This window comes from Bartonella sp. AP88XZML (assembly GCF_042195565.1).
GTDB lineage: Bacteria > Pseudomonadota > Alphaproteobacteria > Rhizobiales > Rhizobiaceae > Bartonella.
On the sequence record NZ_JBHIOQ010000040.1, the window covers coordinates 517,498 to 542,414 of the forward strand.

The following is a 24,917-nucleotide window of genomic DNA, read 5'->3' on the forward strand; positions in this document are numbered from 1 at the left end:
CTGTATATTTCTTTTATCAAGCGTTTGATATCGTATTACAAGGTTACGCGGCAATTAAATGCAGCGCTGAAAAAGCGCATGTAGTGCTCGTGTCATGGGGGGAGGTGTGAGTTTTAGATCATGCCATTGCTTCATGACGTGGGAGGAGGGCATCGATTGTTTTTCTCATTTTACGCTGATCTCTGGGGGAAAAGGGTTGATGGCAATGAATAGGCTGATGGTAGGTTTGTAATAGGCTGGTGATAGGCTTGTATAGGCTTTAATGGGGCGGTTTATCGACAGTTTGCTTGTTTTCTGTAAATTTTCAAAATCGTAAAAGCGTGAAACTGTAAAAGCGGGTGTGGTTGGTCAAGGGCTGTGACGGTTGTGGGGCGGTTGGGGAGAAGAGGGCGCCAATGGAGAGGCGTAAAGGCTGGATTGTGAAATGCGTCAAAATTGGAATGTGGGAATGGGGGATTGGGGGAATGGAGGGTGTTGGGGGAAAAGGGCTGTTGGCAATGAATAGGCTGGTGATAGGTTTGTAATAGGCTGGTGATAGGCTTTAATGGGGCGGTTGATCGGAAGTTTGCTTGTTTTCTGTGAATTTGCAAAATCGTAAAAACGTGAAACTGTAATAGGGTATGTGGTTGCTTAAGGGCTGTGATGGTTGTGGGGAGGGGATAAGCCCGTGTGAGGAGGAAAAAAGTTTGGTTCTGAAGCTGTTGATATAAGGATGCTGTTTAGAGGCGTAAAGGAGGGGAACTGTTCGTTCTCAAAGCTTATGATGTAAGAGAGTATGGGCTATTCAAGAGGATGTTTGGGTATGGATAGAGATTGAGGGGGCTCGGCTTCTTTGCATGGCAAGAGGTATTGATCATAAGTTTTGTTTATTCATATGTGTTTTTATGGCATCCAGTACCTGTTGGCTTATCTCCTGTTGGGGCAGCCTTCGTGAACCTTTTGTCATTGTTTTTTGTCCTAATTGAATGGGGATAAAATCAACCTTGTTTTTGCGCGCGCACTCGAGGATCATTTGATCATGCGTGTTGGAACCAAAAATATGAAGAATACATGGTGGTTTAGGTAAAAGAGCTAACTGCTCAATTAATGCGCAAGAAAATGCATGGGCGGGTGAATGAATCCATAATATGCAATATTTTAGATTATGCCATTGCTTCACAGCTTCTAAAAATTGTGCCTTTGATGCCGCACAATCATAATTCAATGGCACACACATATGCTGTTTTTGCAATGCCTCAAGCTGAACTTTATGGGAAAGAAAGCGTGCAGCAATAATCACTTCTTTTGGCTCTAGTGATTGACACAAAGGGGCTAGCATCCCTGTGCCCCCTACCACTAAATAACGATAGTGTGCTTCCTTTTTTTTCATGCTCCCTCCCTCTTTGCTTTAAATCCCACCTCTTTGCTTTAAAAATGTGTACATTTCATCAGCAAGTCTTTCACAACGTGTTTGTACCTCTTCACTTATAACTTTCCAAGTACGACCTTCATCATCTGAGGAAAAATCTTCGTTGGAAGAGGCGATTTGACATTGGAGTGCATAACCATAAAGCGTGCGCACCAACGGCAATAAATGTTCACACGGTTGTGCGCATTTTTTGGCGGTACTTCCATGAGAGATAAGCCCAACAGGTTTATTTAAAAAGGCATTATAGCTCAAATTATCAAGAGCATTTTTTAAAACACCCGAATAAGACCCTTGATAAACGGGGCTTGCTAGAATAACGCCATCAGCCGCTGCAATGGTTTTTACAAACTTACGAACCGCAGCACTTGGATTAGCCTCAACCTGCTGATGATAATCTGGATCTGTCATCGGCAAGGGCTGTTCACGCAAATCAACCCAATGAAGTGATGCACCCCGCTTTATGAGGCAATCGGCTAAATAATTGGCTAAAGTTCTTGTTAAGGAAGGTTGACGCACAGACCCCAAAATAATTGCTATATTCAACAGGATTCTCCTTTATCTTTTCCCCACAAGCCTATAACGCAAGGCTTATAAAGAATTGTGAGTAAAATGGCGCGTATTATTATGCTGTCCATAAAGAGCAATTGTGATGATATCGCATCATCATAGAATCAGTCCATGCTAACAAGATTGTTGACAAAACAACACCTCAAACTTGTAAGGGAATGTTAGTGCTTTCATTAATATTAAAATGCTTGATCTCAAGAATCGCGGCTGTCTCTCTGTCTTAGAAGCGCTTTGATGAATATATTCTAAGCTATTGGCTTGCAAGATCCCCAATGAAAAATGGAATGTATCGTCATATTTTGATTTATAATGATCATTGATCCTTTTTAATTGGAATAAGAAAGTTGTAAGATTTTCTCATTTCAAATGCTCTTATTGCGCGATCATTGGCAAATCAATGGAAGTTCCTTTTTTTATGTCTTAAGTGGGCGGAAAACAATTGAGAAAAGAATAAAAATGCTTCTGTCTTTTCAAGGGATAAAGACTATCGTAGAAGCTAGATATGCCTGTTTTTTGGGCAGGGGTGGGGTTGTCGTAGGAGCCTTAGGCTAATGGGGTTATCCGTGTTGAGGAACGGGGTTATGGCGTGGCTTGTCGCAAGGGGAGGATAAGGCTATTGTAGAGGACTCAGGGGGCGTATATGAATGGTGCCGGATTACATTTTTTATTGAAACAATGGTGGTGATAGAGTTTATAGTAAGGGGATATATTTATGGGGGCGCTATTGTTATCCCCTTCATGGGGGCTGTTCATGAAATGGAGGTGGATGCGCATTGGTTTGGAAGTGTTGAGAGATGTTTTTTTTTAAACAGGTACGTGAATTGGTAAAACTATTGGCAACATAAATATGCAATACAAGTGTTCTCTGGGGTGTTCTGTTTGACGATAATGGATGCAATTGTGCTTTGAGAGATTATGCGTGTCGTTATAAAGTTAGGGACAAACAGTTGCATAAAAGGGAAGAGCAAATGAAGGGGGAAAATTCCACATTTTATAACAAACGGTGCTCTCTTTTTTTTGGAAAATCATTTCGTTCTTATAAAGATCATATGATTATTTGTCTTATTTCTATCCTTGTTGGGATAGGTTATAAAGTTCTTTTGATCCCATTAGAAGCCAAGTGGCCGTTGAGTGTATCACAGGATAGCACTCTTTTGGCGCTCTTTGTGCTGCGTGAAGTCATCATGGTTGTTGTTGTTGCCTTGATGCCTGTTTTATTGGTGCTTTATCTCATCTTAATGTATTTGTTGAAAAAAAAGATTCAGCAGTTAGAAGAGGCTATCCAGCAACGGGGTCACACAATCGATCAACAAAATAATCCAGTAAAAAACAATAGAGAAAAAATAATCTGTTTTTTTATCGTATACTTTTGGTTGATATTTCTGCTAAACGTCTTTTTTCCTGCGGGTGTTGTCATGCTCATTTTAGAATTTTATTATTTTGTTTTCAAGCAGGTGAGAACGTATCGTAAAGTGAGACGGGCATTAAAACGCGTAAGATAAAGAGAGTGACAAGGCGCTTTTGTAGCTATCGTGAGGGGTAAGAGGCAATGTTTAGAAGCTCATGACACAAGAAGAGGGGATGGTTGGAAAATCATCAGGTAAAGAGGATAAAGAGGCCTATCAGGTTTGTAATGAGGAGGATGCTCTTAATCATTTGGAAAAGCAACAGCGCTTTTAGAAAGTTGGGGTTTTTTGTTGAAAACAAGGGAAGCGCCATGCATCGCACTTTTCGTGGTTCTTAAAAAAGCGGGCATGAGATAAAGAAATGCGTTTTTCATAAAAAAAGGAAGAGCAATGAAGGGGAAAAATTCAGCATTTTATAATGGACTGCGCCATTTTTTCGAAAAAAGTGTTTTTTCTGAGAAAGAGCGTGTTGTCATTTGTTTCCTCTCCCTCATTATTGAGTTGTGGAACAGGATTTTCTTTCTTGAGCTGTGGAACAGGATTCTCTCTCTCTCATCCTTGGATAGAAAAGAGTACAGCTTTTTCTCTCTTGAATTGTGGAGCAAGATTTTCTTTCTCCCATCCTTAGGCAGCAAAGAGAACTTGACAGGGTGGCAGGATACACCCCTTTTTCTCTCTTTGTGTACGTTTTGGCAAATTATTACAGTGTGTGTTTGGGTCTTGTTCCCAGTTATGTTGATACTCTGCATAACATTGTGGCTTTTGTTGAGAAAAAATACTCAAAAATTGAAAGAAATAAACAAGCAACGGGGTAAAATAACCGATCAAAAGGATTGGTATAAAAAAGGCGATAGAGAAAAAAAGGGTGATATTCTTGTCATGATATTTGTTCTCGTGCTTATGTTCGTGACAGTGTGGGTTGCTGTTATTCCCATGATGATTTTGGAACTTTATTATGGTGTCTTTAAGCAGGTGAGAACGTATCGCTGTTTAAGAAAAGAACTGAAAAACGTCTTGAAAGAACAGGATACAGCGCTTGAGAAGTCATGAGAGGGAAAAAATAATGAAGAAATTATGAGAGATTCAGCCTTTATAGGGATTGCTCTCTATACCATTTTGCCTCTGAGATGGTTTGGTGCTCTTTATGGGTTGTCCGTAAACATTGCTTTAAAGGAGCAGTGTTGGGTGGCATTGAGTGGAAGAAAAGCCGATACTGGATCAGTGTTGATTAAAGGGAATAAGAGCCCGTGGGGTTTAGAGCCTAGAGTGAGTGCTTGGGACTTACTTTATCGTTTGAGGCGTGAGGAAGGAACGGTTTTGCTTGTAGGGGCACGCGGTATATGGGTTGTTTTCGTATTTTTAGGAGCCTTGTTCATTCAAGCTTTGAAATGAATCCTATTGAAGTGGGGTTGCAGGGTCATTTTCTTGAAAATAGGAGAATTTTTAGGAAGAAAAAGCTGAATTGTGACTATTGTTTATAGATTGGTGTGGTTTGAAAATCTTCACTATTTGAGATGTGAGGAAGGTAAGAGGGGGGCAAGGTAGCAAGAATATTATAATTTTTATTATTATGACGTAAGCCATAACGGCCTGTGTACTTTTCTTTATTCCGGTGGTATTTGGGTTTTGCATCATCATAATGCGTAAATTGGAAAAAAAGATCCAGAAACGAGAAGAGGCAATCTCTGTGTGATAGCAAATAAGCTCTCTGTCACACGGGTCTTTTCAAAGAGTGAGAGGGGAATACATGAAGGAGCAAAATTGGACATCAGAGCAAGAAACGCATAAAGGAGCGCATTCTTTTTCGCTCCAGCAAGTGTTGCTCTCAGCAAAGGATTATAAAATTATCTTTGCTATTGCGGTTCTCATTGTCATCTGGAGAATGGTTCTAGAAATACCAGGTGTATTAAATTGGCAGCTGACAGGGTGGCAATATGTTGTGCATGCCGTTCTCTTTAAAACGACGGTCGCCATAACGGTCTGTGTCATTATTTTTATTCCGGTTATGTTACGGCTTCGCACCAAAGTGACGGGTGAGTTGTACAAAAATATTCAGAAACTAGACGAAGCGCTCTCTGAGCGAGAGCAAATAAGCTCTCTGTCGCACGGGTTGTGTAAATAGTGAGGGGGGAAAAATGAACAGTGATCCTATAGCCGTATTTCTATTAGATCCCCTGTTTTGGGTGATGATTGTTATTTGCATGATCATTATCATGCTTGTTTTAGCTCTTTATACCTCTGTCTTTAAACGGATGAAAATGAATTTCCAAGTGAAAGGCGCGTTGGAACGCGTGCTTAAAGAAAATGATCTTGCAATGCAGCAGTTTTGGAAAGATGAAGCCGTGCTGCAGAAGAGGCGTTTGCAACTAAAGGAAAAGGAAAAAGAACCCTTTGTCGGTTATGATGATGATGAAATTCTCACGATAGAAAGTGCAACAGCGCTTTTAAAAAGCTTGGGGTGGTCTGTGGACATCGAGGGAAAAGGAGATTATTTGGCAACCCTCTTTTTACCAGATCGCGAAGTGCAGTTTCTTTATAACGAGAAACGAGTGGAAGAGTTTTCGCCTTTTGATCGCGGACTTTTAATTATGAGCGGTATTTTTGCGGCGGCTTGTCAGACGATTAATCCGTATAATTCTGGGGTTTTGCCAACAGTATTTATAAATTTTGTGTTCAATGGATTGGAAATTTTTGAAGAAAAAGTGAGCGCCAAGCTTTTAAAGAAAGCTCTCGATAAAACTTTAAAATGGACAATGGAAGATGATTCTTTGCTTGAAATGTTTCGCTCTCAATATAGTATTCCCCCTTGGGAAAAAGACTCTTTATCTTGGGCACCGGATGGAGACGTAGAGTTTGCACCTTATGCTTTGCTGCATCTTGCTGCTCTTGCCTTGCTGGGCGATGTTGAGACTTTAGCTTCTTATGACGAAAGTTTTACGGCAGGGGAGAAGCTTGGCTTTGATGAAACCATTGAAAAAGTCCATTTGGAACGCGCGATGGTGATCGCTCAAGAAGTGAAAAGGGAAGGAAAGTTCAGTTACGATCTACTGGAACGGGTTGCTGAGAAGTGGTCTATAGCCATGGACTATCAGTTTTTCAGAGTGAGACCCCCTAATACGTGTAATCAAAAACGCGCTTTTCATAAAAAATTAGTTGAGGAGAAAAAACAAGAATTAAGGGAACAAGGGTTTGAAGGGGTGAGTGATGAACAGTTCGTGTTTGAAGCAGAGGGGGTAAAACATGCTCCTGATATTACTTATATTAAAGATGGTAAAATCGCATTTATGGATATAAAAATTGATTAGTGTTGTACTTTCCTGTTGAAGGAAAGCACTCTTATTTAAAAGATGTGAAAGCGCCATGATTGAGACGCTTTCACATCTTTCTTACCAGAGCCAAATAAAGGGCTCAAAAAATCAAGAATAATAGCCAAGATTTTAAAAAATAGACTGGAAATGGCTTGATCCTCAAGAATAGGGGAGAAAAATCAATTATAAATTCTACTCTCTTCTTTAAGACTGTTCTGTTGTTTTGTTAGAAAATGCTCATAAATCATTGCTTATTCAAGCGCCTTATTTAAGCGGTATGAGGGGAAGCTCCATTGACTAAAGCGCTATGGGGAAGCTCTATTGACTAAAGTGCTATGGGAGGGAAGCTAGGGGGTAGAGCCTTTGTCATTTGAGGTGAGAGGAAGGCAAAAAATGGCATTTTTGAGCAGTGTTAAGCTCTTTTGCCTTTGAGGTATTTTTTGTCTTTTTAAGAAGTCCTTGCCAATGAAACAGCGCTTGTTAAGCTTCAACAGTGTTTCAGTATGGTGATATTGATATAAAAAGTTATGGTGTTTTTGTGTTTTTCAGTCTGCTTCATGGAGATCTGTAAGCCAATCCGATGACAGAGGAGATGCATGGTCATTTTCTTGAAAACAGAAGAATTTTTGGGAAGAACAAGAAGATTGCGGACCCTTATTAACGAAAGCGCTATGGGAGCGAAGCTAGGGAGTTAGAGCCTTTGTCATTTGAGATGTGAGACAAGTAAAAATGGCACTTTTGAAGGCGATGATATTTGGCCAATAAAAATAAAAACACAATAAAAACTAAACTAAAACAAAGGAAAAATTAAACTAAAAAAGGCCCCATTTTATAAAGGGCCTTTTTATTTAAATTTTACAATATATACAAAATGTATATAACCTTACTTTAAGAACTTTTTGTATCTTATATTCTAGTAGCAACAAGTTGTACGAAATATATAATAAGTGATCCTAAAAAACCAGCTAGTGCATTCAATAAATTTTCTGCTTTATCGTATATATCGTCGATTGATGCTTGTTCTGATGCGCTTCTATTACTGACTCTCAGTATATTCAATGTATCCGATGTGTCCCTTACTTGTTTAACAAAATGTAAATTTGTTTTCTCAATAGTATAAGGAGCAACAATAGGAGAGGGTTGTTTATTGACTATACGATCAGATTTTTGAATCGCGAGAGCTAAACCACTTGTAATAGCCCCAGCTATGAAAAAATATCTGATATTCATAGTTTTTCTCCTATATTTATTTCGATAAATAAATATCGATACGTATCATATATAAATACGATTTAAATAACTATAGTAAAAATACAACAATCACAAAAAAGAATAAACTTTGCCTACAAATTGACAAAATTTACCCTTAATTGCCTTAATGAATTCTTTCAGATTTGATTTTATGAAGGCGTAAAAAAGTTTGAAAGCTCTGTAGGCAAGTGGAATCCCATAAGGTGGGTGATACAATAGTTGCTAGCAAACTTCTTTTTGTGCCTTTGACCAAGGATTCATAAAAATGAGGGTTCATAAAAATGAGATGCGATGAAAATTGAGTAAAACCCTTGAAGGGAAGGATGCACTCTTTTTAAGGCGCGGAGTGCATCCTCTTATGGATTGGATACTGCCTTATGAGGGTTTGGCAGTATCTGTTGAGGGGAAGGATGCACTCTTTTTAAGGCGCGGAGTGCATCCTCTTATGGATTGGATACTGCCTTATGAGGGTTTGGCAGTATCTGTTGAGGGGAAGGATGCACTCTTTTGAAGGCTAGAGTGCATCCTCTTATGGATTGGATACTGCCTTATGAGGGTTTGGCGGTATCCGTTGAGGGGAAGGATGCACTCTTTTTGAGGGCTAGAGTGCATCCTCTTTATGGATTGGATACTGCCTTATGAGGGTTTGGCGGTATCCGTTGAGGGGAAGGATGCACTCTTTTTGAGGGCTAAAGTGCATCCTCTTTATGGATTGGATACTGCCTTATGAGGGTTTGGCGGTATCCGTTGAGGGGAAGGATGCACTCTTTTTGAGGGCTAGAGTGCATCCTTTCCATGGATTGAATGCACTCTTTGGAGGCTGAAGTGCATCCATAGGGAAAGGCATATTCCATAAGAAACAGAGATAACCAAAAGATTTGTTTTTATATTTTATATTGATAGGTTGCTGTATTTGCGAGGGCTATTCATTCTTTATTCTCAATATTTAAGATGATTATGTGATAAGGGTTGTTCGTCAATACAATCGTAAAAGACGCTGATTATTTTTATAAAAATTGAGATATTTTTGTGCCTTTTTCTTGTTTTTTTTGTGTTTACACAAGATATGCACGGCTTTTCAACAGTTTGTTTTTTTAGCTTTGCTAATGGCGATGGCGTTGGCTAAACACTTCAATTGTTTTAACTGCTTCAATACCGCCTTAAAAAACAGTGCTTTATAATATGACAAAATAAGTTGTATAACTTTTGCTTCTTAAGCGATGCTAGAAAAAGGGGAATGTTAGGAGAGATGTTGTCTATATTCTTAGTTTATCTCTTAAGGTAGGAAGATTAACATATTTTCCGGATCTATTTTTATTCGGTTTGACGGTTAAAGAGCAATATCTGAATGGAATCACACTTGTCTCATGTTTTTATCTTCACGCTTTAGATTTTTTCTCATAGGGATTTTGTTTTTAATGGGAGTTTACGCGACTCACATAAAACAGAATGTTCTAAATGGAATATATTTGTGTTGCACACTTACCTACTTGTTTAAAAACATTATGTTATCTTATCATCACAATTATATTGGTGATTGGGGATATTGGTAAATCTGATAATGGAGAAATCTCTTGTGAAGTGGATAAGCCTTTCTTTAAATTCTCATAAGGAAAAGCCAGCACATTATCATACTATTCGCGCCTCATATGATGACAGCCTTTGGCTCTTGAGCGTGTTCATAAGAGGCATTTTGATTCTTTATCTTTGAAATCTTTGAAGTGCGTTATTTCATATGTCTCTCATGTTTGTAATGTGGAAAAGACAAGGTGTTGATTGATGCAACATGAAATAAATTTAAAATGAGAGAATCCCTATGATATCAGCGTCTCTTAATTTTATATGGATAACGGGATATGATGATTATAAATCAATATGTTGTCGTGATACATCAACCTGTTGGGGGGGCGATAAAGAAAGTTATCCAATAGTTAAGTCATTCTGTTATGCCGTAAACTGTTATGCCGTAAAACACTGTCATGTGAGGTTTGGTGATATGAAGCAAGCTTCCTTGGATATGTTTTAAGTGTTTTTTTAAGGGCGTGGTGAATTTTTGAGACAGAGCAAGCTTCTGTTGCGCCTTGAGTTTAGCGGAAAACCCTGAATAGAAGCCAAGAGGGAATGGCAAACCAAGAGGGAAGTGTATCCAAGCTGTTTGTAAATCAGATTGAGTTAAGAATCTTTGTTCTTTAAGAATGGAACGCAAGTCAATTTGACAAAAGAATGATCTATTTTGCGGGTAAACCTTATGGAGGAATTATCACAAAGCTCATAAGGAAGTGATTTAAGACAATACAGTTATAAAAAAGTACAGTCATAAAAAAAAGTCCTCCGTCGCAATCAGAGGACCAAAAAGCAGGAGAATTTTAACATTGACTCGCAGGACGTGTCAAAAAAGAATAAATTTAAAAGGCCGTACTAAATACAAAAAAAATCGTACTTAAAGAACCTACCACATTATAATTAGCAGAGAATTGAAAAAATAGCAATATAAAAAAATACTTTTTACAAAAAATTTTGTCATTTTGCATTAAAACTTAATAATTTTTTCAATTGAATATTTATTTTAAGACTCGATATTAATTAAACTATATTTAAAAATATTATGATGCATGCATGCATCGTGATAATATTCTTCAATCAAAAACGAATTAAGAGCCCCTCATGATTATAGGATTGATATGGGGGAAGGCTTTTTGTTTTTAAGAGTGTGGAGTGTATCTTAAGTATGTGAGGGGGGTGAAGTATTGTCCTTTTGGGTGGGGGCAAGGTAATGGAAATGGGGGCGAGAGCTGCTCAATGCTTGAGCCCGTGTGTGAGGGAAGTGCTTTAGAGGGGGCGGGGGCAACATGGGAGGCCGCTTAAAATGGCGAGGAGGGGATTATTCAAAATGTTTATGGTTTGCATATCCCCAATGAAATGCGAGCAAGTCTAAACAATCTCGTAAATGATCGGCAAGAGAGTTTTGTTTGCGTTTTGAAGAACTTAATTCTTTTATCGCTTGTCCATAGCCGATAACGCGTTCAAGCAGTGAATAGCCAAGAATACCCAGTTGAACTTTGATTGTTCTTAAATGATTGGATGCTTCTATTTGACGTTCAATAGGGTGTGTGTACCCTTGGCTACAGGAAACCTTTTCACGGGTGTAGTCAAGGCTCATGTGGAGATCGGCTTGGCTTTGACGCCAGTAAAAATAAAAACGTTCTGCTGCTTTATATTGGGCTTTGCTGAGATGTCCTTTCGCATATAAAAGGGCAATGGGATGGCTTTGTGCATTGGCAATGGCATTGATAGTGCGCGGATTGCTGGAACTTTCTGGATGATTGGGTTTAAAATAAGGATTACTTGTTTCAACAGGGATTTCTTGCGTCTTTAAATGACCAACGTGCTTTCCTTGATTTTGATGATCAAGCGGGCAGGTTTGCGTATTTTTTTTCTGCTTATGGGTCATAGCATCTCCTTAAAAATTTTAATTTTGCTTCTCGTTTTTAAAAAATGTTGCTTGCTCTAGGCAAAAGAGGGGGATGAGAGGAAGACATGTGTTGGAGTGTGCCGTGTGGGTATGCGCTCTTGGGGGTGACTTGGACTGTTGCGCTTGTGTGTGGGAGCCCCATGGATTTGGCTCTTGAAAAGAGGGGTGTTTTGTCGCATGGTGGATTTTCCTTGAATGACTTGATGAGGGAGGTGAGTGATGGCGCGCGGGCTTTTGTCTCTGAAGGGATTGGTGTTTAGCTGTATTGTGGCCTATGTCTCTGTGGCTGTTTATGTGGAAATGAAGGCGTTGGGGATGACGTGGGGCGTATTTTTACGGGCTGTGGCGTTTTATGGCATTCCCGGTATTTTCCTTATGTTGGGTTATGAAGTAATGCAGCGGCGTGGTGTAACGAAGGGTTTGTTCCTCAAGATGGTGTTGTTGAGCTTCATTTTGGCTGCTGTCATTGATTTTATTTATAAGCAAGCTGAGCACTTTGGTTTGACTTGGGTGTGGTTCTCAAACAGGTGGGTGTTTAACATTCTTTTTGGCGTTGTCTTTGGTCTTGTCCTTGGTCTTATTTATCGTGGGGCAAGGCGTTTGGGGTTTAGGCTTTCATTCTTTGAAAAGGATTGATCTTTTGCTGCATTTTTGGCATGGTCTCTGATTTTTACTTAATAAAGGAGCGGGGCGTATGGTGGTTGCGCGGGACATGTTTTTGAAGGGGCTGGCGTTTTTCTGCGTTATTGGCTTGGTCCTTGGTTTTGCTTATGAGGATGCGGGGCGACCGGTTATGACGTGGGAGGTGTTTTGGCAGGGGGTGGTGATTTCTTGCATTGCTGGAGCGACCTTTTGTTTTATTTTGGTGGGAGCAAACAGTAGAACTGTATCGTGGGGCGTGTTTTTCAAGGCTGTGGTGTTTTGCGCCATTGCTGTAGTGGTTCTTGGCTTTGCTTATAAGGGAGTGAAGCGTTTTAATATATCGTGGGAATTTTTAGTGATAGGAGCGGTGTTTGTTGCATTGCTGGACCTGTCCTTGGTTTTGCTTATGAGGGTGCGGGGTAAGGGGATATCGCGTGGGGTGTCTTTTTTGAGGTTTCTGGTGTTTTGCTGCGTTGTTGGAGCTGTTGTTGGATTGGCGTATAACGGAGCCAAGCATATGGGGGTTCGCTGGTTTGTGATCTTTAACAATGGGGTGTTTACGGGCACTATTGGACTTGTTCCTTTTTTTGCTCTGGAGGGGATACGGTGTATGCGTGTACTGTTGGGGGGCTTAAAAAGAATGAGCATTTCTCTTCTCCACGGGCGTGATCTTTGATGTTCTTTCTGAGAGGGGTATTTGATGTCGAACGATGTGATGTTTTGGCAGTGGTTGGGGTTTTTCTGCCCTTTGGCTCTCGCCTTTGTTTCTATTTATGTGGGAATAAGGTTTTTCGGGTTTACAAGGAAGGACTTTTTTAAGGGTGGGGTGCTTGCATTCTTTGTTGGCGTGACCTCTAAGTTTGTTTATGCGAAAGCTGAGCATTTTGGTTTGGCTCAGGTGTGGTTTTCAAACAAGTGGGTTTTTTACATTCTTTTTGGCATTGTCTTTGGTCTTATCCTTGGGCTTATTTGTCTAGGGGCAAAGCGTCTTGGGTTTAGGATTTCATTCTTTGTAAAGGATTGATCTTTTGCTGCATTTTTGGTTGTTCCTTGGTTTTGCTTATGAGGGTGCGGGGTGTATGGTGGTTGCATGGGACATGTTTTTAAAGGGGCTGGTGTTTTGCTGCGTTGTTGGAGCTGTTGTTGGATTGGCGTATAACGGAGCCAAGCATATGGGGGGGCGCTGGTTTGTGATCTCGAACAATGAGGTGTTTCTGGGCACTATTGGACTTGTTCCTTTTTTTGCTTATGAAGGTATAAGGTGAGTGCGTGTACTGTTGGGATGGTGCTTAAAAAAATGAGCATTTTTCTTTTCCACGGGCATGGTCTTTGATGTTCTTTCTGTGAGGGGTATTTGATGTCGAACGATGTGATGTTTTGGCTGTTGTTGGGGTTTTTCTGCTTTTTTGCTCTAGCCTTGGTTTTTCTTGATAAGATTGCCAAGCGTCGCTCTGTTACAGGGTGGATGTTTTGGAGATGGGTGGTGCTTTATGGCGTTGTTGCCACCTACCTTGGTTTTATTTATGTGGGCGTGGGCAGGCGCGCTGTTGACGGGGAGCTGCTCTTGAAGGGGGCGGTGTTTTCTTGCATTTTTGCAACTGTCCTTGGTTTGCTGCATCTGGGTGTCAAGAGTATGCCTGTTGCGGGGCAAGTGTTCTTAAAGGCGGTCATGTTTTGTTGCATGATGGGCTTTATCCTGTGGTTTGCTGCTGTGGGCGTCAGGGATATGGATAGCATAAGGGCGGTATTCTTAAAGGGATTGCTCTTGACTGTATTGTTGAAAGTGCTCTTGGGGTTCTTTATACGCGAGCAAGGTGATACGGTGTTACAGAGGTTGTTGCGTGCTTTGAATTTTGTGCTGTTTTGCTGCATTTTGGCACTAATCCTTTTTTTTACCCGTCTGGGAGCAGAGAATCTAGGGTTGAGCTGGCTTTGGTTTGCGAAGGATTGGGTGTTTTCCTTTATTGTTGGATTTCTTTTTCCTTTGATTTATCAGGGTGTAAGGCGTGCGCGTGTTCTATGGGCTTGGTTCTTAAAGTAGGGGGTGTTTTTTGTCTTATGGGTGTGATCTTTAATGGGCTTGCTGTGAGGGGTATTTGATGTCGAACGATTTGTTTTTTTTTGCTGTTATTGGTGTTTTCCTACCTTTTTATTGTTGTCGTTATTGGTACTTATAAAGTTTCCAAGCGCTTCGATATTCCGTGGTGGCGGGCGGCGTTTTATTGTATTTTTGGTGTTTCCCTCTTTTTGAAGGAAGTGCTGTTTTATTGCATTTTAGGAGTCGTTCTTTTTTTAGCTCTTTGGGGGATGGAGAGTATGGACATACCATGGGGACTCCTGTCCTTGATGGGGATCGTGTTTGCTGCACTGTTGGAGTGGTTCTTAATTTTGCATATGAGGGGGCGGCGAGATGGGGTGGTGACGCGTTGTTTGTGGTTATTGAAGGGGGTGGTGTTTTGCGCCGTTGTTGGAGCGACCTTTTTTTGTTTCCGTCTGGGAGCAGAGAATCTAGGGTTGAGCTGGCTTTGGTTTGCGAAGGATTGGGTGTTTTTCATCATTTGTGGATTTATCCTTCCTGTTGTTTCTGTGGGAGCAAGGCGTGCGCGTTTGAAGGCGGAGGCGTTTTTAAAGAGAGTGGGGTTTATGGGGTATTACAGATAACGTCGAGGGAATGATTGTTCAAAAGAACAGCGATAGCGGTAGGTTTGGGGATCAAACCAAAGCCCTATTTTGCCTTCAAAATCACCAGAACGTTGTTTGGCAATATTCATAATGACGCCAGGGCGTTTGGCTAAATCTGCTTTTTCTTGTGCGAGAGAAGCGGCAAAGATTTTGTCTTCTAACGGTCGATTGCGCCAAATGGTGATAATGTTAAAGGCATTGGCACCAATTTCTGAGGCGCCTTTAATGTCTTCTGTGCTGGGGATGTCTTTATCCAGACCGCCTTTGCGGGCATGGGCTACAAGATGAATGTGTACACTGTTTAAAACAGCCCAATCAACCATTTTATAAACGGCTTGTTCTTGTCTTGCATAATCATCAGAGGCAATGCCAAGCCGCATGAGACTGTCGATGATAAATTGATCGCAGCCATAGCGTGCACGACAATAGTCAAAGACATCAAGCAAGGTGTCAACGCTTGATTTGCCAACATGCTCATAAAGAATAAGCCCTTCGTCTAAAAAATGAAGAATCCGTTCAATTGTCTCTTTTGTAGGCTGTTCTAAGCCGCCCGTTTGTTTGGTTAAACGGCGAAGTGATTGTTCTCCTTTCATTTCTAGAGACGCTAAGCAAAGGCGACTCTTTTGTGCAATCCAATGGGGAATACAGTCTGATAATAATTGGCTTTTACCTGCACCACTCGCACCACTCCAGAGCGTTAATTCTGCTGGGCGGAAATGCAATTTGTCCTTCAGTTTAGGATAGGGAACCGTATAACCAAGATGTTTTTCAGGCTCTGGCCAAAAAAGCCCAATCACTTGATCTTTATAGTCTGAGGCGCGCCGTAAACCTTCTGGGGCAAAGCTTTGTGCTGAGGAAAAGGCGGCTTTTATGGTGGCTTTATCAATCCCTGTGGTTAAACAGTCATTGGCATCTTTAAGGGGTAAACGGACACGGTAGCAACGGTGGCGTCCAAGCCTGCTGGCAATCTCACGGGCTGCTTCTTCTCCGGGCTTGTCCATATCGGTGGCTAAAAAAATCGTTTCAAAAGATTCTAAATGATCAAATTCATTTTCAATCCAGTTGTGTTTTCCTCCACTGCCTCCTCCAAAGGGAACAGAAACTGCCGGATATCCATAGGCGGCTAAGGATAGCGCATCAATTTCTCCTTCAGTGATAACAATGATACGGTTTGTTGAAGAAAAAATGGGGAATGGTGCCTGTTGGTGTGTGTGTGTAGAGGCGGGGTTGGTTGAGGGGGTATTTTGGGATGCCTGTGTAGAGGCGGGGTTGGTTGAGGCGGTGTTTTGGGATGCCTGTGTGGAGGTGGGGTTGGTTGAGGCGGTGTTTTGGGATGGCTGTGTAGAGGCGGGGTTGGTTGAGGCGGTGTTTTGGGATGCCTGTGTGGAGGTGGGGTTGGTTGAGGCGGTGTTTTGGGATGCCTGTGTAGAGGTGGGGTTGGTTGAGGGTCCCTGCTGCTGAGGTGTGTGTTGGAATGCTTGTTGGGGCGTGTGCGTGGCGGGGTAGTTTGTGGGGTAAAGGGCTTGCCAACCAAATAAAATCGGTTCACATTGGGAGGCTGTTGGTTTGGTTTTGGCTCCTGCTTGTGCGAGCCGTTCTTTGACTAAAGCAAGGGTGCCGTCGGGTTTATAAAAGGGAAAAATGATTTTTTCACCATCTTCTCCTATGCGGTAACGCTTTATAATCTCTAAAGGAATGTGGCGTTCTTCGTGGAGATAGTTTTTTACAAGATTCTGCGGGCTCTGCCCTGTAGGAACCGGTGGACGGCGATAGGAACGATGGGGCGCCATAAAGGGTTTGGGTCGTGTCAGATTGAGAGTCGCGCGTGCTTCTTCTAAGGCTTGAGAAAGGCTAATGCCTTTGACTTCACACCAAAGGTCTAAAAGATCTCCTCCAGTGCCTTCTGCAAAATCATACCAAAGTCCTGCTTTACTACCACTCAAGCAAATCGATAAACTTTGACCAGCTTCACCACGTGTGTTGCCTACAATCCAATTGTTGCCTCGTTTGTGCCCTTGGGGAAGAAGCATTTCTGCTATTCTATCTGCTTGTGAGATAAGTTTTTGTTTTATTTCAAAAATTGTGCTCATGGTCATTCGTGATATTATTGTCGTTTTTCTCAAGATGTGGGAGGTGAGGATTCTGTTTTTGCTGTTCTCACCGTTTGATCTGATCGTAAAGTCCCGTAGTGCTATGGGGCTTGCCAGTCTACTTTGAGAGCTTCTTTGCCGCTCTTTTCTTGCCAATGGTCGCGAAACTTCTTGGCTTGCCAATGGGCTTGGCTCTCACTCAAACCTTCTGAAATGGCTGTGTTGATGTTTGTTTGCCAAGAGCATGGGAAGTGGCGCCTTGGGAAAAGGAGGAAGGGGGTGCAAGAAGGGTGGGGTGGATATGCCTGTGAGGGGGTGGTGCATGCTGGAGTGTCCTGTTGGGGGGGCATGTGTTGGGATGCCTGTGTGGAGGGGTGGTTTGTTGCCAAAGAGTTTGCTTTTCATTGAAGTTTTTTGAAGCTGCTCTGTTGATGTCTGTTTGCCAAGAGCATGGGAAGTGGCGCCTTGGGAAAAGGAGGAAGGTGGAAAGGAGGAAGGGGGTGCAAGAAGGGTGGGGTGGATATGCCTGTGAGGGGGTGGTGCATGCTGGAGTGTCCTGTTGGGGGGGGATGTTGGGGCATGTGTTGGGATGCCTGTGTGGGAGGGGGCCAAAGAGTTTGCTTTTCATTGAAGTTTTTTTGAAGCTGCTCTGTTGATGTCTGTTTGCCAAGAGCATGGGAAGTGGCGCCTTGGGAAAAGGAGGAAGGTGGAAAAGAGGAATGATGCAAGAAGGGTGGGTGTGGATATGCCTGTGAGGGGGTGGTGCATGCTGGAGTCCTGTTGGGGTGTGGTGTGGGGGGTGTGTATTGGGGGGTGCCTGTGGGGGTCCTTGCGTGGGGAAAATGCTTTTGTGATGAGAGCAAAATGGTCGATGTTGTCTCGTTTTGCTGTGTGAAGAGCTTATTTCATTGTTGTTTTGCCGTCTTTTGTTTTGTTCTGTGTTGTTTTGTCCGATGCTGTTGTGGTTTTGAAACATTTTTATCCCCGCGCGTGCTTGAAAAATACGTTTTTTTTGTGATGTCAAAAATTGTCGCTATAGTTGATCAAACTGCGGTAAAGCGTGTCGTTGTTCTCAGAGATGAAAGATGAGGATCCTCCCTGTTTTTGCTGTTCTTGCCGTTCGATCTCACGGCGAAACCAGTTGCGCCATGTGGCTTGCCAGTCTACTTTGAGAGCTTCTTTGCCGCCTTTGGCTTGCCAATAGTCGCGAAACTTCTTTTCTTGCCAATGGGCTTGGCTTTCACTCAAGCCTTCTGAAACTGCCGCCTTGATGTCTGCTTGCCAATGCTCAGGAAGACGATGCCCTTTGGTAACTGAGGTTGTGTTTTTTTTGTTGGAAGAAGGAGGGACGGAGGTAGGAAGATTGCTGGGGGGAAGAGTGGTGGCGGATTTTGTTTTTTCCCCCGTGACAATTTGTGCGATAGGGGCGGGAGTGAACTCGGCTTGGGGAGCGTTTAAAGGGGAGGCGTTTTTTTGCTCTGCTTCTGCTTGGGCAGGCAAAGGGAGAGGTGAATCAAGAGCCGATAAGGGTGATGGATGATCGCTTTGTTCAAAACTCTCTTCGCAGGAAAAACAAGGTTCTGTCTCATCAAACAAAATTTTCTTTTCTAAAACACCGTAAGGTGTTTCCTTTTCTTCTGCCTTTTGAGCTTTTGAGTTTTGTGCAGCATCTTTTGTACTTTCGTTAAGCAGTTGTTGCATCTCTGCATTGATTTTCTTGCGTTTTTTTGCCGAAGAACGACCCGCAAAGGATTTTTGTTCAAGCAATTTTTCACGCTCTTGAAAAACATTTTCGCAACGCTTGTTCCATAATCCATTGGCTAAATTTAAAATCTTACCCTCTTGGATGAGCATCTCTAAAACATTAACAAAAGTTCGCTTGTCACAACCACAAAGACGCGCTAAACGTTCTTTCGATATTTCTAAAGGTCGGCCACGGGCATACATTTCATTGAGAAGAATCGTATAGATTCCAATTTCGTGTGCGCGCATCCCACGTACACCTCCTAGAAAGTCATTTTGATACCAACAAACATATGGAAGCCTAGACGATTCATAATGAGGAGTTTCTTGTTGATTAGCGTGTTTCATACTGCAATCTACTTTCTTCTTTTTTATACATTTTTATTGATGATAAAAGCTCAAATAAGGATTTAACTTGTGTTGCTTTTGGCTCTGTTCGATGATGACTAGAGGCTTCTTTACGATGCTTATAAATGATTGGCTGTGCTTGAAGCGCATGCAAACTTACGATTTAAGATTGCGGTGATGGAAAAAATAAAGAATACCACACATTCTCAACGTACTTGCTTTTGGGCAGAAGCTTTGGAGGTGGTCTTTTATATCCGGTAGGGTGGTTAAAGTGTTTTTATGATCTAAAAATAAAAAAAAATCCCCCTAAAAAGTAAAATTTGTTTCCTTAATTTTATCCTTTTTAGAGGATATTGCAAGCCCGTTTTATAAAAAGGACGTGTTTTTTTAAAAAGACGCGCTATATGGTGAAATTATGAATATCGATGGTTGGCGTCAAAGATTAAGAATCGCTTTGGAAAAAAGTGGGCGGTCAAAAAGATCTATCTCCCTCGCTGCCGGTAAAGGCGCGGGGTACCTTCATTCTATTCTTTCTGAAGGAAAAGAACCAACAATCGAATCTCTCTCGCGAATTTGTCACGAAATTAATATCAGTATGAATTATATTCTTTACGGGAAAGGGGCTAGCCCTGAAGATAAAGAATTTATAGAGCTTATTTCGAAACTCTCTCCGCAAGAGAGACAGGCGATTTTGACTCTTTTGCGGCGACCAATTGACGAAGCTTCAAAATAACTTCCTTCTGTGCTTTTGAATCAAGGCGACTCCAGTGTTTTATTAATATTATGTCACTCATTTTATCTCTCCTGTGTGTTTATAATTGCAATTTTGTAAGAACAAATAGAGAACAACAAAGGGGCATGAGAGGAACAAAGAATAATAGATTTTTCTTTACATATGTCATTTGAACCCCGTAGATATTTAAAATATATCTTTTATGAAGGATAAAATGGTTGACATCTCTCCTATAGAGGAGATAAGACTAACGCTATATTTAGTCTTGTCAAGACAAGGCTATGCTTTATCAACTATCTAAAGGGGGAAATCATGAAAAATATTTCATTCGTTAAAGAGGATGAAATCATTGTCGTTTTATGCGAAGAGGAAAATCCTTGTACTTATGAAGGACCAATCGACGAAATCGAAGAAGTGCTCGAACTGATTGAAGAATGTGAAACTGTTTATAGAGTTTTACGACTCGATCTGACAACTTCTCATGCTGAAGATGTTACCGAACAAATGGCGGATTTTTATGTCGAAAATCATGAAATAAATGAAGAAAATACACAATTGCAGCCCTTCATTTTGAATAGTGAAGCGTATCATGCTTTTTTAAATGAAAGAGTGGCGTGCGATTATGACGATAATCTCTATGGCTCTTATGAAAAACAGCATCGTTTACGCCCATGTGATGTCTTGACAGATTATTGGTGGTAAACATGCCAAGTTATCTCAAGACTTCGTATCAAGGGATTCCGCTTTATTATGCTGGAAATATGCGAAATTTAATCAGACTCGAACCACAAAAACACAACGCTATACTTTTTATATCGCAAGAAGTGGCTCAGTCTATGGCAAAAAAATTGGAGGAAGAATATTGCCGCCATGATTTTTCCGTCGTGCAGTAGCAGGGTTGAAAAAGAAACCGCAATGATGGGCCAAAGTGCTTTTTCATTGCGGTGACAATGGTGCACGTTATGCTTTCGTTCTTGGAGGGAAGCTTAGGGGAGAAGCTTAGGGGAGCCGCTTGGGGGGAGAGCTTTGCGGGAAAATTTTTAGCCGATATGAGACAGAGGGGGGTGAAGAAAAGAGCCTATATATGAGGAATTGTGGGCGCTTGTGTGGGGGAAGTTGCCGGCTGGTTCATTAGGGGGATAAGGCAATGGTGGGACAGATCGTCATTCAGTGACTTGGAGTGATACGAAAGCATGTTGGAGAACAAAAATGAAGGCTTAGGGGGAAGAAAAGCAGCAGTACAGACAGGTTCCAACCTATAAAAAGGCACGTTCAAGGGGGAAAGAGCCGGTTTTTGTGTTTTGCGGCACGCAAGTAGGGAGCTTGGAATGATACGTAAAGCATGCTGGAAAATGGAAGGAGGTGTTTGACGGGGGAGGTCGTTAAAGCTTGTTTAGACGTATTGGGACACGTGGGGGGCTTCTGGGTGCTTTTGTGTTGAGTGCTGGGGGGGGCACCGCAATGATGGGCTCAAGTGCTTTTTCATTGTGGTGACAATGGTGTGCGTTATGCTTTCGTTCCTGGGGGGAGGAGCTTTGCGGGAAAATTTTTAGCCGATATGAGACAGAGGGGGGTGAAGAAAAGAGCTTCTGAATGAGAAATTGCAGGTGCTTTGCGAGGGGAAAAGGTGTCGGCTGGGTTTCTTTGGGGGAATTGAGAAACCTGCGGGGGGAATGTTGAGAGGGGGCAGCAGTTTTTTTGTTTTTTTAGGGCACAATATTGAAGGATGTTGTTGTCTTTAGTCCGTGTGAGGGAAACAGCTTAAAAAAAGGTGAATGCTTTAAAGAGGATATATTACAAAACACCTTAAAGATGAAGGGGAGAAATACTATGCCAATCATTATCGATTGTATTCAAGGAACAGAGGAATGGCAGAAAGTGCGTAATGGTTTGATTACGGCTTCGTTGTTTGAGATGGTTATGGCACGAACAAAACAGGGGCAAAAAACGTCGCGCTATCAGAGTGTGATGATGAAATTGGCGGGAGAAAGAATTACCGGAAAAACCGTTGATGAAGGGGCAACACTTTCTATGCGACGTGGGACTGAATTAGAACCAAGCGCGCGACAGCTTTATGGGAAACTGACACATACAGAACCTGAATGTATTGGCTTTGTTTTGGCTGATGATCGCGGACAAGGATTTTCTCCCGATGCTTTTGTTGGAAAAAATGGATTGTTGGAAATTAAAACAAAAAAACCTGAAATTTTAATTCCTCATTTCATGCAAAAGGGCTTTCCAGCAGAACATAAAGCACAATGTCAAGGGGGATTATGGATTTCTCAACGCGAATGGGTGGATTTAATGCTCTATTGGCCGGATATGCCTCCTTTGATTAAACGGGCTTATCGTGATGAAGCGTATATTTGCAAACTTGAAAATGAAATTAGCCGTTTTAATGAGGCGTTGGAGAAGATGGTACAGCAAATTAAATCTGTTGGGACAGGTTTTCATATAAGAACAGAAATTGCTTTGAAGGAGGGGAAAGAAAGGGTGCTTGGAATGAAGACAAGGCGTATGCTGGAGGGGAAAACGAGAATGAGACGGGGTGGGAAGGGATCTTGTGTAGCGTTGAGGAGAGGCAAGCTTTAGTCATAAGGCAAGAAGTAAGCGGAAAAGCAGGTGGGTTTGAAGGGAGAGAGACTTCGCGTGACAGCTATTGCTTGGGAAAATGGAAAAAGGTGTTTCAGAGGGGCAGTCAAGTGAAAAATAAGAGAGATAAGGAAGTACTTTGGGGGAAGATGTTAGGGAAGTGAGATAGGGGATGTGGGGTGCGGTTCTGGCCGCTTTTGTGTTGTGCCGTGTTTGGGGGCGCGATGAAAGGCCCCATGATGGCTAAGTTGCCGGACAAGTGCTTTTTCATTGGAGAGGAAATGGTTCTTGTGGTGCTTTTGTTTTTTGGGAAAGAGTCGTTTGAGGGGCGTTTTTTAGCCAATATGGGAAAAAGGATGTAGGGACATGAGAAAAAGCCTGTGTGGAGTCAAGTAGGCTCGTTGGGGAAAGGTTGGGGGGCGGATTGTGGAAGAAAATAGAAGAGTAGGGAAAACGGGAGAATAGGGAAAGAACGGATAGAGATATTATAATCTTTATGTTTTTCTACACTACCTTGTTATAGAAAATCAAAAATGACCACATTTTGTGAATTCACTGTGGGGCTGATCTTAAAGCTCTTCAAAAGCACTGATCAATAGATACTTCTCCATATAAATTTGATAAATGATATTAGTATGAGCCCGAAGATAAATGCACCAATCTTTACCAAATATCCTTTTATGCTTATGAGAATTAATAACCCTATACTTATTTATTCAGAATATCTTCCATGTAAAATAAAATTATAAAATACATTACAGGTATTATTCCACAAATAATGAAAATTACATACGCGATACTATCAATTACACGCTTGGTATTATCTTGTCGTCTGTTCTCTTGGTTTCTACTAATTTCAGAAGCCTTGTGATTATCTTTAAAAGTTTTATGATAGAACTGATTGTAAGCAGCTCTCTTTTGAGGATCTTTAAGAACTTCATAGGCTTCACAAATTTTTCTGAATTTTTGTTCTGCTTCGGTACTAGAATTATGATCAGGGTGGTATTGCAGAGCTAATTTACGAAAAGCAGATTTTATCTGTTTATCGTTGCATTCGTAGCTTACACCAAGAATTCCATAATAATCGTCTTCATTGACTATCATTAAATACAGCCACTTTGTGTATTGCTCTTATTTTACAAGATCATTTAATTGATCTCTTTTGAATGTATCAACATGTGTTATTTTTATGTTAGAAATATAGTTAAAATCGTATTGAATGGCATGGCTGTACTTGGGGCTATTGTCTCTAAATGAGAGGAGATACAGTTCAAAACGCTTAAAAATGCAGGGTGTTTTTAATATTTTAGAAATATTTTTTTACAAAAATAGATTAAAAGAGAGACGATAAATCAAATGTAAAAGGGACGGCAATAATAGCCAAGGTTGTCATTATTGTAAATAAACAGGCAGGAACCTTAAATCTAAAACGCCAAAGTAAACTTATGGGAACAGACATTATCGTTGTTATTACGAGTGCTACGATAAACCATTGCAGGAATAAGTTCATTATATTAATTTCATTATTAAAACGATTTTGTTTTAGTTCTTCCTCTGAAACACAATCGATAATAGAAACGCCATAATAAACAGGAAATTTTCCACTTGGACAAGCGCTAACAGAAAATTGTTCAAGCTCTAACCATTCTCTTTCGCGTTCTTTTTCTAATAGCTTCTTTTTTATTTTCTGTCTTATATATTCTTTTGAAATACAATTGATCGGAGAAGTACTTCCAACAAAAAGACCATCTGTTGTACATCCACTCGTTGTATGATGCGTAAATAAAACAGTGCTTATTGCTATAGCAAATAAAGTGTTTAAACAGAGGGTATTTATTGGCTTTTGTTTCTAACAAGCTTTTATAAGTCATTTCTGTTAAATAAATCAATATGTGTTATTTTTGTGTTGAAAATATATGTAAAAACGTATTTAATAAAAATGGTTATAATAATCATAATGTGTCTAAATAAAGGTGTGGTACTGGCTAAAACCCCGCATATGTGGGGTTTTAGCTTATTGGAGGAGGTATGACAGCAGAAAATATAAGGGGATCTGTAGCCAAAATGGTTGTCCTAGGGTGGGGGGAGTAGGCAATATCCAAAATACTCCAAATGAAATATACTTGTTGTTGTACATTCACGCACTTGTTTTAATAAAGATATCTCGCTCTAAGCTCATTTCACACCCATTTCATGCCGGCGTTCGTAAATTTCATACTGGCGCCTGTGAATAATATCGTGAGGGGTATAACGGTCAAGCCCCGTAGATTATAAAGTCCGTAGATTATACCCCCAGAGATTATAAACATTGCGCACCCTATCTTACTTTATGAAAAAGTAAGTTGGTACTATTTGGGGCCCGTTGCCAAAATTGCGGCATGGGCTGTAGCTCTTGAGACGATTCATAATCTCGTTTACTGGGAGGCTTCTTACGAAGAGATATGCTTTTCTTGGAAAGTTTCTCGCCATACGGATCTTTCTGCTTGTGAACTGTAAGCGAAGAGGGGTGATTGATTTCAATAGAATAGAGGGGGAGAACTTTTCGCTTTTGGGGCTCTTATGCAAGAGGAATAACGCTATCTGTATCAATCAAAGTATTCGTATAAAAAAGATGCGTGTTGAAAGAGGGATGGCTTAGAGCACGTGGAAAATCATAGTGTATAAAATTGGCAATG

Annotated in this window: 33 protein-coding genes and 1 pseudogene; 26 read left to right on the plus strand and 8 right to left on the minus strand. The window is 41.1% G+C overall.

Annotation, left to right across the window (positions count from 1 at the left end; all coding sequences use genetic code 11):
- Nucleotides 1-344 precede the first annotated feature (344 nt).
- Entirely contained in the window at nucleotides 345-524 is a 180-nt protein-coding gene (locus ACFIK2_RS06370) for a hypothetical protein (RefSeq protein ID WP_375677012.1), read from the plus strand.
- Between the two features lie 329 nt (nucleotides 525-853).
- Here ACFIK2_RS06370 and ACFIK2_RS06375 read toward each other — a convergent pair whose 3' ends face one another.
- Both ACFIK2_RS06375 and ACFIK2_RS06380 read right to left on the minus strand, forming a co-directional pair.
- The gene (locus ACFIK2_RS06375; protein WP_375677013.1) at nucleotides 854-1,369 is read right to left on the minus strand and encodes a short-chain dehydrogenase; all 516 of its coding nucleotides are present in this window, start codon (nucleotides 1,367-1,369) and stop codon (nucleotides 854-856) included.
- 18 nt (nucleotides 1,370-1,387) lie between these two features.
- Nucleotides 1,388-1,951: an NADPH-dependent FMN reductase gene (locus ACFIK2_RS06380; RefSeq protein ID WP_375634512.1), complete on the minus strand. Its 564-nt coding sequence runs from the start codon at nucleotides 1,949-1,951 to the stop codon at nucleotides 1,388-1,390.
- A 615-nt stretch (nucleotides 1,952-2,566) separates the two neighbouring features.
- On the opposite strand from ACFIK2_RS06380, the gene ACFIK2_RS06385 reads away from it, so the two are divergent.
- From ACFIK2_RS06385 to ACFIK2_RS06410, 6 genes are all read left to right on the plus strand, one after another.
- Nucleotides 2,567-2,803, plus strand: coding sequence for a hypothetical protein (locus tag ACFIK2_RS06385; protein WP_375677014.1), 237 nt, complete (start codon nucleotides 2,567-2,569; stop codon nucleotides 2,801-2,803).
- A gap of 140 nt (nucleotides 2,804-2,943) precedes the next feature.
- Nucleotides 2,944-3,477, plus strand: coding sequence for a hypothetical protein (locus ACFIK2_RS06390; RefSeq protein WP_375677015.1), 534 nt, complete (start codon nucleotides 2,944-2,946; stop codon nucleotides 3,475-3,477).
- A gap of 546 nt (nucleotides 3,478-4,023) precedes the next feature.
- Nucleotides 4,024-4,431: a hypothetical protein gene (locus ACFIK2_RS06395; RefSeq protein ID WP_375677016.1), complete on the plus strand. Its 408-nt coding sequence runs from the start codon at nucleotides 4,024-4,026 to the stop codon at nucleotides 4,429-4,431.
- A 24-nt stretch (nucleotides 4,432-4,455) separates the two neighbouring features.
- A complete protein-coding gene (locus ACFIK2_RS06400; RefSeq protein ID WP_375677017.1) occupies nucleotides 4,456-4,773 on the plus strand; it encodes a hypothetical protein in 318 nt (105 codons plus the stop codon).
- Between the two features lie 355 nt (nucleotides 4,774-5,128).
- Entirely contained in the window at nucleotides 5,129-5,503 is a 375-nt protein-coding gene (locus ACFIK2_RS06405; RefSeq protein WP_375677018.1) for a hypothetical protein, read from the plus strand.
- A gap of 13 nt (nucleotides 5,504-5,516) precedes the next feature.
- The gene (locus tag ACFIK2_RS06410; protein ID WP_375677019.1) at nucleotides 5,517-6,686 is read left to right on the plus strand and encodes a DUF6990 domain-containing protein; all 1,170 of its coding nucleotides are present in this window, start codon (nucleotides 5,517-5,519) and stop codon (nucleotides 6,684-6,686) included.
- Nucleotides 6,687-7,595: 909 nt separating this feature from the next.
- Here the strand turns inward: ACFIK2_RS06410 and ACFIK2_RS06415 are convergent.
- Nucleotides 7,596-7,919 carry a hypothetical protein gene (locus ACFIK2_RS06415; protein WP_375630071.1) on the minus strand — a complete coding sequence of 108 codons (324 nt, stop codon included), beginning with the start codon at nucleotides 7,917-7,919 and terminating at the stop codon, nucleotides 7,596-7,598.
- Nucleotides 7,920-8,238: 319 nt separating this feature from the next.
- Between ACFIK2_RS06415 and ACFIK2_RS06420 the strand changes: the two genes are divergently transcribed.
- From ACFIK2_RS06420 to ACFIK2_RS06430, 3 genes are all read left to right on the plus strand, one after another.
- Entirely contained in the window at nucleotides 8,239-8,451 is a 213-nt protein-coding gene (locus tag ACFIK2_RS06420) for a hypothetical protein (RefSeq protein WP_375677020.1), read from the plus strand.
- Nucleotides 8,448-8,582: a hypothetical protein gene (locus ACFIK2_RS06425; protein ID WP_375677021.1), complete on the plus strand. Its 135-nt coding sequence runs from the start codon at nucleotides 8,448-8,450 to the stop codon at nucleotides 8,580-8,582. The genes ACFIK2_RS06420 and ACFIK2_RS06425 overlap by 4 nt, the downstream gene beginning before the upstream one ends.
- A gap of 2,097 nt (nucleotides 8,583-10,679) precedes the next feature.
- Nucleotides 10,680-10,805: a hypothetical protein gene (locus ACFIK2_RS06430; RefSeq protein WP_375677022.1), complete on the plus strand. Its 126-nt coding sequence runs from the start codon at nucleotides 10,680-10,682 to the stop codon at nucleotides 10,803-10,805.
- Nucleotides 10,806-10,821: 16 nt separating this feature from the next.
- Here ACFIK2_RS06430 and ACFIK2_RS06435 read toward each other — a convergent pair whose 3' ends face one another.
- Nucleotides 10,822-11,391: a hypothetical protein gene (locus tag ACFIK2_RS06435; protein WP_375677023.1), complete on the minus strand. Its 570-nt coding sequence runs from the start codon at nucleotides 11,389-11,391 to the stop codon at nucleotides 10,822-10,824.
- Nucleotides 11,392-11,477: 86 nt separating this feature from the next.
- Here ACFIK2_RS06435 and ACFIK2_RS06440 point away from each other — a divergent pair, with 86 nt between their 5' ends.
- The 7 genes from ACFIK2_RS06440 to ACFIK2_RS06470 all read left to right on the plus strand — a co-directional run bounded on the left by ACFIK2_RS06440 (nucleotide 11,478) and on the right by ACFIK2_RS06470 (nucleotide 14,715).
- Complete coding sequence (locus ACFIK2_RS06440; protein ID WP_375677024.1) at nucleotides 11,478-11,672, plus strand: hypothetical protein; 195 nt, start codon at nucleotides 11,478-11,480, stop codon at nucleotides 11,670-11,672.
- A 7-nt stretch (nucleotides 11,673-11,679) separates the two neighbouring features.
- Nucleotides 11,680-12,048, plus strand: coding sequence for a hypothetical protein (locus tag ACFIK2_RS06445; protein ID WP_375677025.1), 369 nt, complete (start codon nucleotides 11,680-11,682; stop codon nucleotides 12,046-12,048).
- Nucleotides 12,049-12,106: 58 nt separating this feature from the next.
- A complete protein-coding gene (locus tag ACFIK2_RS06450; RefSeq protein ID WP_375677026.1) occupies nucleotides 12,107-12,730 on the plus strand; it encodes a hypothetical protein in 624 nt (207 codons plus the stop codon).
- A gap of 24 nt (nucleotides 12,731-12,754) precedes the next feature.
- Nucleotides 12,755-13,078 (plus strand): hypothetical protein, encoded by a 324-nt coding sequence (locus ACFIK2_RS06455; protein ID WP_375642848.1) that lies wholly within the window; start codon nucleotides 12,755-12,757, stop codon nucleotides 13,076-13,078.
- A gap of 4 nt (nucleotides 13,079-13,082) precedes the next feature.
- Nucleotides 13,083-13,319 (plus strand): hypothetical protein, encoded by a 237-nt coding sequence (locus tag ACFIK2_RS06460; RefSeq protein WP_375677027.1) that lies wholly within the window; start codon nucleotides 13,083-13,085, stop codon nucleotides 13,317-13,319.
- A 92-nt stretch (nucleotides 13,320-13,411) separates the two neighbouring features.
- Nucleotides 13,412-14,095, plus strand: a complete 684-nt coding sequence (locus tag ACFIK2_RS06465; RefSeq protein WP_375677028.1) for a hypothetical protein — start codon at nucleotides 13,412-13,414, stop codon at nucleotides 14,093-14,095.
- 92 nt (nucleotides 14,096-14,187) lie between these two features.
- Nucleotides 14,188-14,715 carry a hypothetical protein gene (locus ACFIK2_RS06470; protein WP_375677029.1) on the plus strand — a complete coding sequence of 176 codons (528 nt, stop codon included), beginning with the start codon at nucleotides 14,188-14,190 and terminating at the stop codon, nucleotides 14,713-14,715.
- Here ACFIK2_RS06470 and ACFIK2_RS06475 read toward each other — a convergent pair.
- Nucleotides 14,706-16,826: a toprim domain-containing protein gene (locus tag ACFIK2_RS06475; protein ID WP_375677030.1), complete on the minus strand. Its 2,121-nt coding sequence runs from the start codon at nucleotides 16,824-16,826 to the stop codon at nucleotides 14,706-14,708. The genes ACFIK2_RS06470 and ACFIK2_RS06475 overlap by 10 nt on opposite strands.
- 123 nt (nucleotides 16,827-16,949) lie before the next feature.
- On the opposite strand from ACFIK2_RS06475, the gene ACFIK2_RS06480 reads away from it, so the two are divergent.
- The 3 genes from ACFIK2_RS06480 (at nucleotide 16,950) to ACFIK2_RS06490 (ending at nucleotide 17,721) form a co-directional block, all read left to right on the plus strand.
- Complete coding sequence (locus ACFIK2_RS06480; protein ID WP_375677048.1) at nucleotides 16,950-17,234, plus strand: hypothetical protein; 285 nt, start codon at nucleotides 16,950-16,952, stop codon at nucleotides 17,232-17,234.
- Nucleotides 17,231-17,482, plus strand: coding sequence for a hypothetical protein (locus ACFIK2_RS06485; protein ID WP_375677031.1), 252 nt, complete (start codon nucleotides 17,231-17,233; stop codon nucleotides 17,480-17,482). The genes ACFIK2_RS06480 and ACFIK2_RS06485 overlap by 4 nt, the downstream gene beginning before the upstream one ends.
- A gap of 110 nt (nucleotides 17,483-17,592) precedes the next feature.
- Nucleotides 17,593-17,721, plus strand: coding sequence for a hypothetical protein (locus ACFIK2_RS06490; RefSeq protein ID WP_375677032.1), 129 nt, complete (start codon nucleotides 17,593-17,595; stop codon nucleotides 17,719-17,721).
- Nucleotides 17,722-17,846: 125 nt separating this feature from the next.
- On the opposite strand, the gene ACFIK2_RS06495 is transcribed toward ACFIK2_RS06490, so the two are convergent.
- Nucleotides 17,847-18,917 (minus strand): DUF1376 domain-containing protein, encoded by a 1,071-nt coding sequence (locus tag ACFIK2_RS06495; RefSeq protein ID WP_375677033.1) that lies wholly within the window; start codon nucleotides 18,915-18,917, stop codon nucleotides 17,847-17,849.
- Nucleotides 18,918-19,332: 415 nt separating this feature from the next.
- Here ACFIK2_RS06495 and ACFIK2_RS06500 point away from each other — a divergent pair, with 415 nt between their 5' ends.
- From ACFIK2_RS06500 to ACFIK2_RS06520, 5 genes are all read left to right on the plus strand, one after another.
- The gene (locus ACFIK2_RS06500) at nucleotides 19,333-19,650 is read left to right on the plus strand and encodes an XRE family transcriptional regulator (RefSeq protein WP_273790852.1); all 318 of its coding nucleotides are present in this window, start codon (nucleotides 19,333-19,335) and stop codon (nucleotides 19,648-19,650) included.
- 312 nt (nucleotides 19,651-19,962) lie between these two features.
- A complete protein-coding gene (locus ACFIK2_RS06505) occupies nucleotides 19,963-20,352 on the plus strand; it encodes a hypothetical protein (RefSeq protein WP_375677034.1) in 390 nt (129 codons plus the stop codon).
- 2 nt (nucleotides 20,353-20,354) lie between these two features.
- Nucleotides 20,355-20,543: a hypothetical protein gene (locus ACFIK2_RS06510; protein ID WP_273790850.1), complete on the plus strand. Its 189-nt coding sequence runs from the start codon at nucleotides 20,355-20,357 to the stop codon at nucleotides 20,541-20,543.
- A 937-nt stretch (nucleotides 20,544-21,480) separates the two neighbouring features.
- On the plus strand, nucleotides 21,481-22,242 hold the full coding sequence (locus ACFIK2_RS06515; RefSeq protein ID WP_375677035.1) for a lambda exonuclease family protein: 762 nt from the start codon (nucleotides 21,481-21,483) through the stop codon (nucleotides 22,240-22,242).
- A gap of 224 nt (nucleotides 22,243-22,466) precedes the next feature.
- Nucleotides 22,467-22,604: a hypothetical protein gene (locus ACFIK2_RS06520; protein WP_375633335.1), complete on the plus strand. Its 138-nt coding sequence runs from the start codon at nucleotides 22,467-22,469 to the stop codon at nucleotides 22,602-22,604.
- A gap of 508 nt (nucleotides 22,605-23,112) precedes the next feature.
- Here ACFIK2_RS06520 and ACFIK2_RS06525 read toward each other — a convergent pair.
- A pseudogene (locus tag ACFIK2_RS06525) lies at nucleotides 23,113-23,346 on the minus strand (DnaJ domain-containing protein); the annotation flags it as partial.
- A gap of 229 nt (nucleotides 23,347-23,575) precedes the next feature.
- Nucleotides 23,576-23,752, minus strand: coding sequence for a hypothetical protein (locus ACFIK2_RS06530; RefSeq protein WP_375633334.1), 177 nt, complete (start codon nucleotides 23,750-23,752; stop codon nucleotides 23,576-23,578).
- Nucleotides 23,753-24,594: 842 nt separating this feature from the next.
- Between ACFIK2_RS06530 and ACFIK2_RS06535 the strand changes: the two genes are divergently transcribed.
- Complete coding sequence (locus ACFIK2_RS06535) at nucleotides 24,595-24,738, plus strand: hypothetical protein (RefSeq protein WP_375653631.1); 144 nt, start codon at nucleotides 24,595-24,597, stop codon at nucleotides 24,736-24,738.
- The last annotated feature ends 179 nt before the right edge of the window (nucleotides 24,739-24,917 follow it).

Bases quoted from the DNA above. Each gene is read 5' to 3' on its own strand.
- ACFIK2_RS06375 (WP_375677013.1), bottom strand. From the start codon at position 1,369: ATGAAAAAAAAGGAAGCACACTATCGTTATTTAGTGGTAGGGGGCACA.
- ACFIK2_RS06390 (WP_375677015.1), top strand. From the start codon at position 2,944: ATGAAGGGGGAAAATTCCACATTTTATAACAAACGGTGCTCTCTTTTT.
- ACFIK2_RS06400 (WP_375677017.1), top strand. From the start codon at position 4,456: ATGAGAGATTCAGCCTTTATAGGGATTGCTCTCTATACCATTTTGCCT.
- ACFIK2_RS06405 (WP_375677018.1), top strand. From the start codon at position 5,129: ATGAAGGAGCAAAATTGGACATCAGAGCAAGAAACGCATAAAGGAGCG.
- ACFIK2_RS06410 (WP_375677019.1), top strand. From the start codon at position 5,517: ATGAACAGTGATCCTATAGCCGTATTTCTATTAGATCCCCTGTTTTGG.
- ACFIK2_RS06415 (WP_375630071.1), bottom strand. From the start codon at position 7,919: ATGAATATCAGATATTTTTTCATAGCTGGGGCTATTACAAGTGGTTTA.
- ACFIK2_RS06435 (WP_375677023.1), bottom strand. From the start codon at position 11,391: ATGACCCATAAGCAGAAAAAAAATACGCAAACCTGCCCGCTTGATCAT.
- ACFIK2_RS06440 (WP_375677024.1), top strand. From the start codon at position 11,478: ATGTGTTGGAGTGTGCCGTGTGGGTATGCGCTCTTGGGGGTGACTTGG.
- ACFIK2_RS06450 (WP_375677026.1), top strand. From the start codon at position 12,107: ATGGTGGTTGCGCGGGACATGTTTTTGAAGGGGCTGGCGTTTTTCTGC.
- ACFIK2_RS06455 (WP_375642848.1), top strand. From the start codon at position 12,755: ATGTCGAACGATGTGATGTTTTGGCAGTGGTTGGGGTTTTTCTGCCCT.
- ACFIK2_RS06465 (WP_375677028.1), top strand. From the start codon at position 13,412: ATGTCGAACGATGTGATGTTTTGGCTGTTGTTGGGGTTTTTCTGCTTT.
- ACFIK2_RS06475 (WP_375677030.1), bottom strand. From the start codon at position 16,826: ATGAGCACAATTTTTGAAATAAAACAAAAACTTATCTCACAAGCAGAT.
- ACFIK2_RS06490 (WP_375677032.1), top strand. From the start codon at position 17,593: ATGCTGGAGTCCTGTTGGGGTGTGGTGTGGGGGGTGTGTATTGGGGGG.
- ACFIK2_RS06495 (WP_375677033.1), bottom strand. From the start codon at position 18,917: ATGAAACACGCTAATCAACAAGAAACTCCTCATTATGAATCGTCTAGG.
- ACFIK2_RS06500 (WP_273790852.1), top strand. From the start codon at position 19,333: ATGAATATCGATGGTTGGCGTCAAAGATTAAGAATCGCTTTGGAAAAA.
- ACFIK2_RS06505 (WP_375677034.1), top strand. From the start codon at position 19,963: ATGAAAAATATTTCATTCGTTAAAGAGGATGAAATCATTGTCGTTTTA.
- ACFIK2_RS06510 (WP_273790850.1), top strand. From the start codon at position 20,355: ATGCCAAGTTATCTCAAGACTTCGTATCAAGGGATTCCGCTTTATTAT.
- ACFIK2_RS06515 (WP_375677035.1), top strand. From the start codon at position 21,481: ATGCCAATCATTATCGATTGTATTCAAGGAACAGAGGAATGGCAGAAA.
- ACFIK2_RS06520 (WP_375633335.1), top strand. From the start codon at position 22,467: ATGAAAGGCCCCATGATGGCTAAGTTGCCGGACAAGTGCTTTTTCATT.
- ACFIK2_RS06530 (WP_375633334.1), bottom strand. From the start codon at position 23,752: ATGAACTTATTCCTGCAATGGTTTATCGTAGCACTCGTAATAACAACG.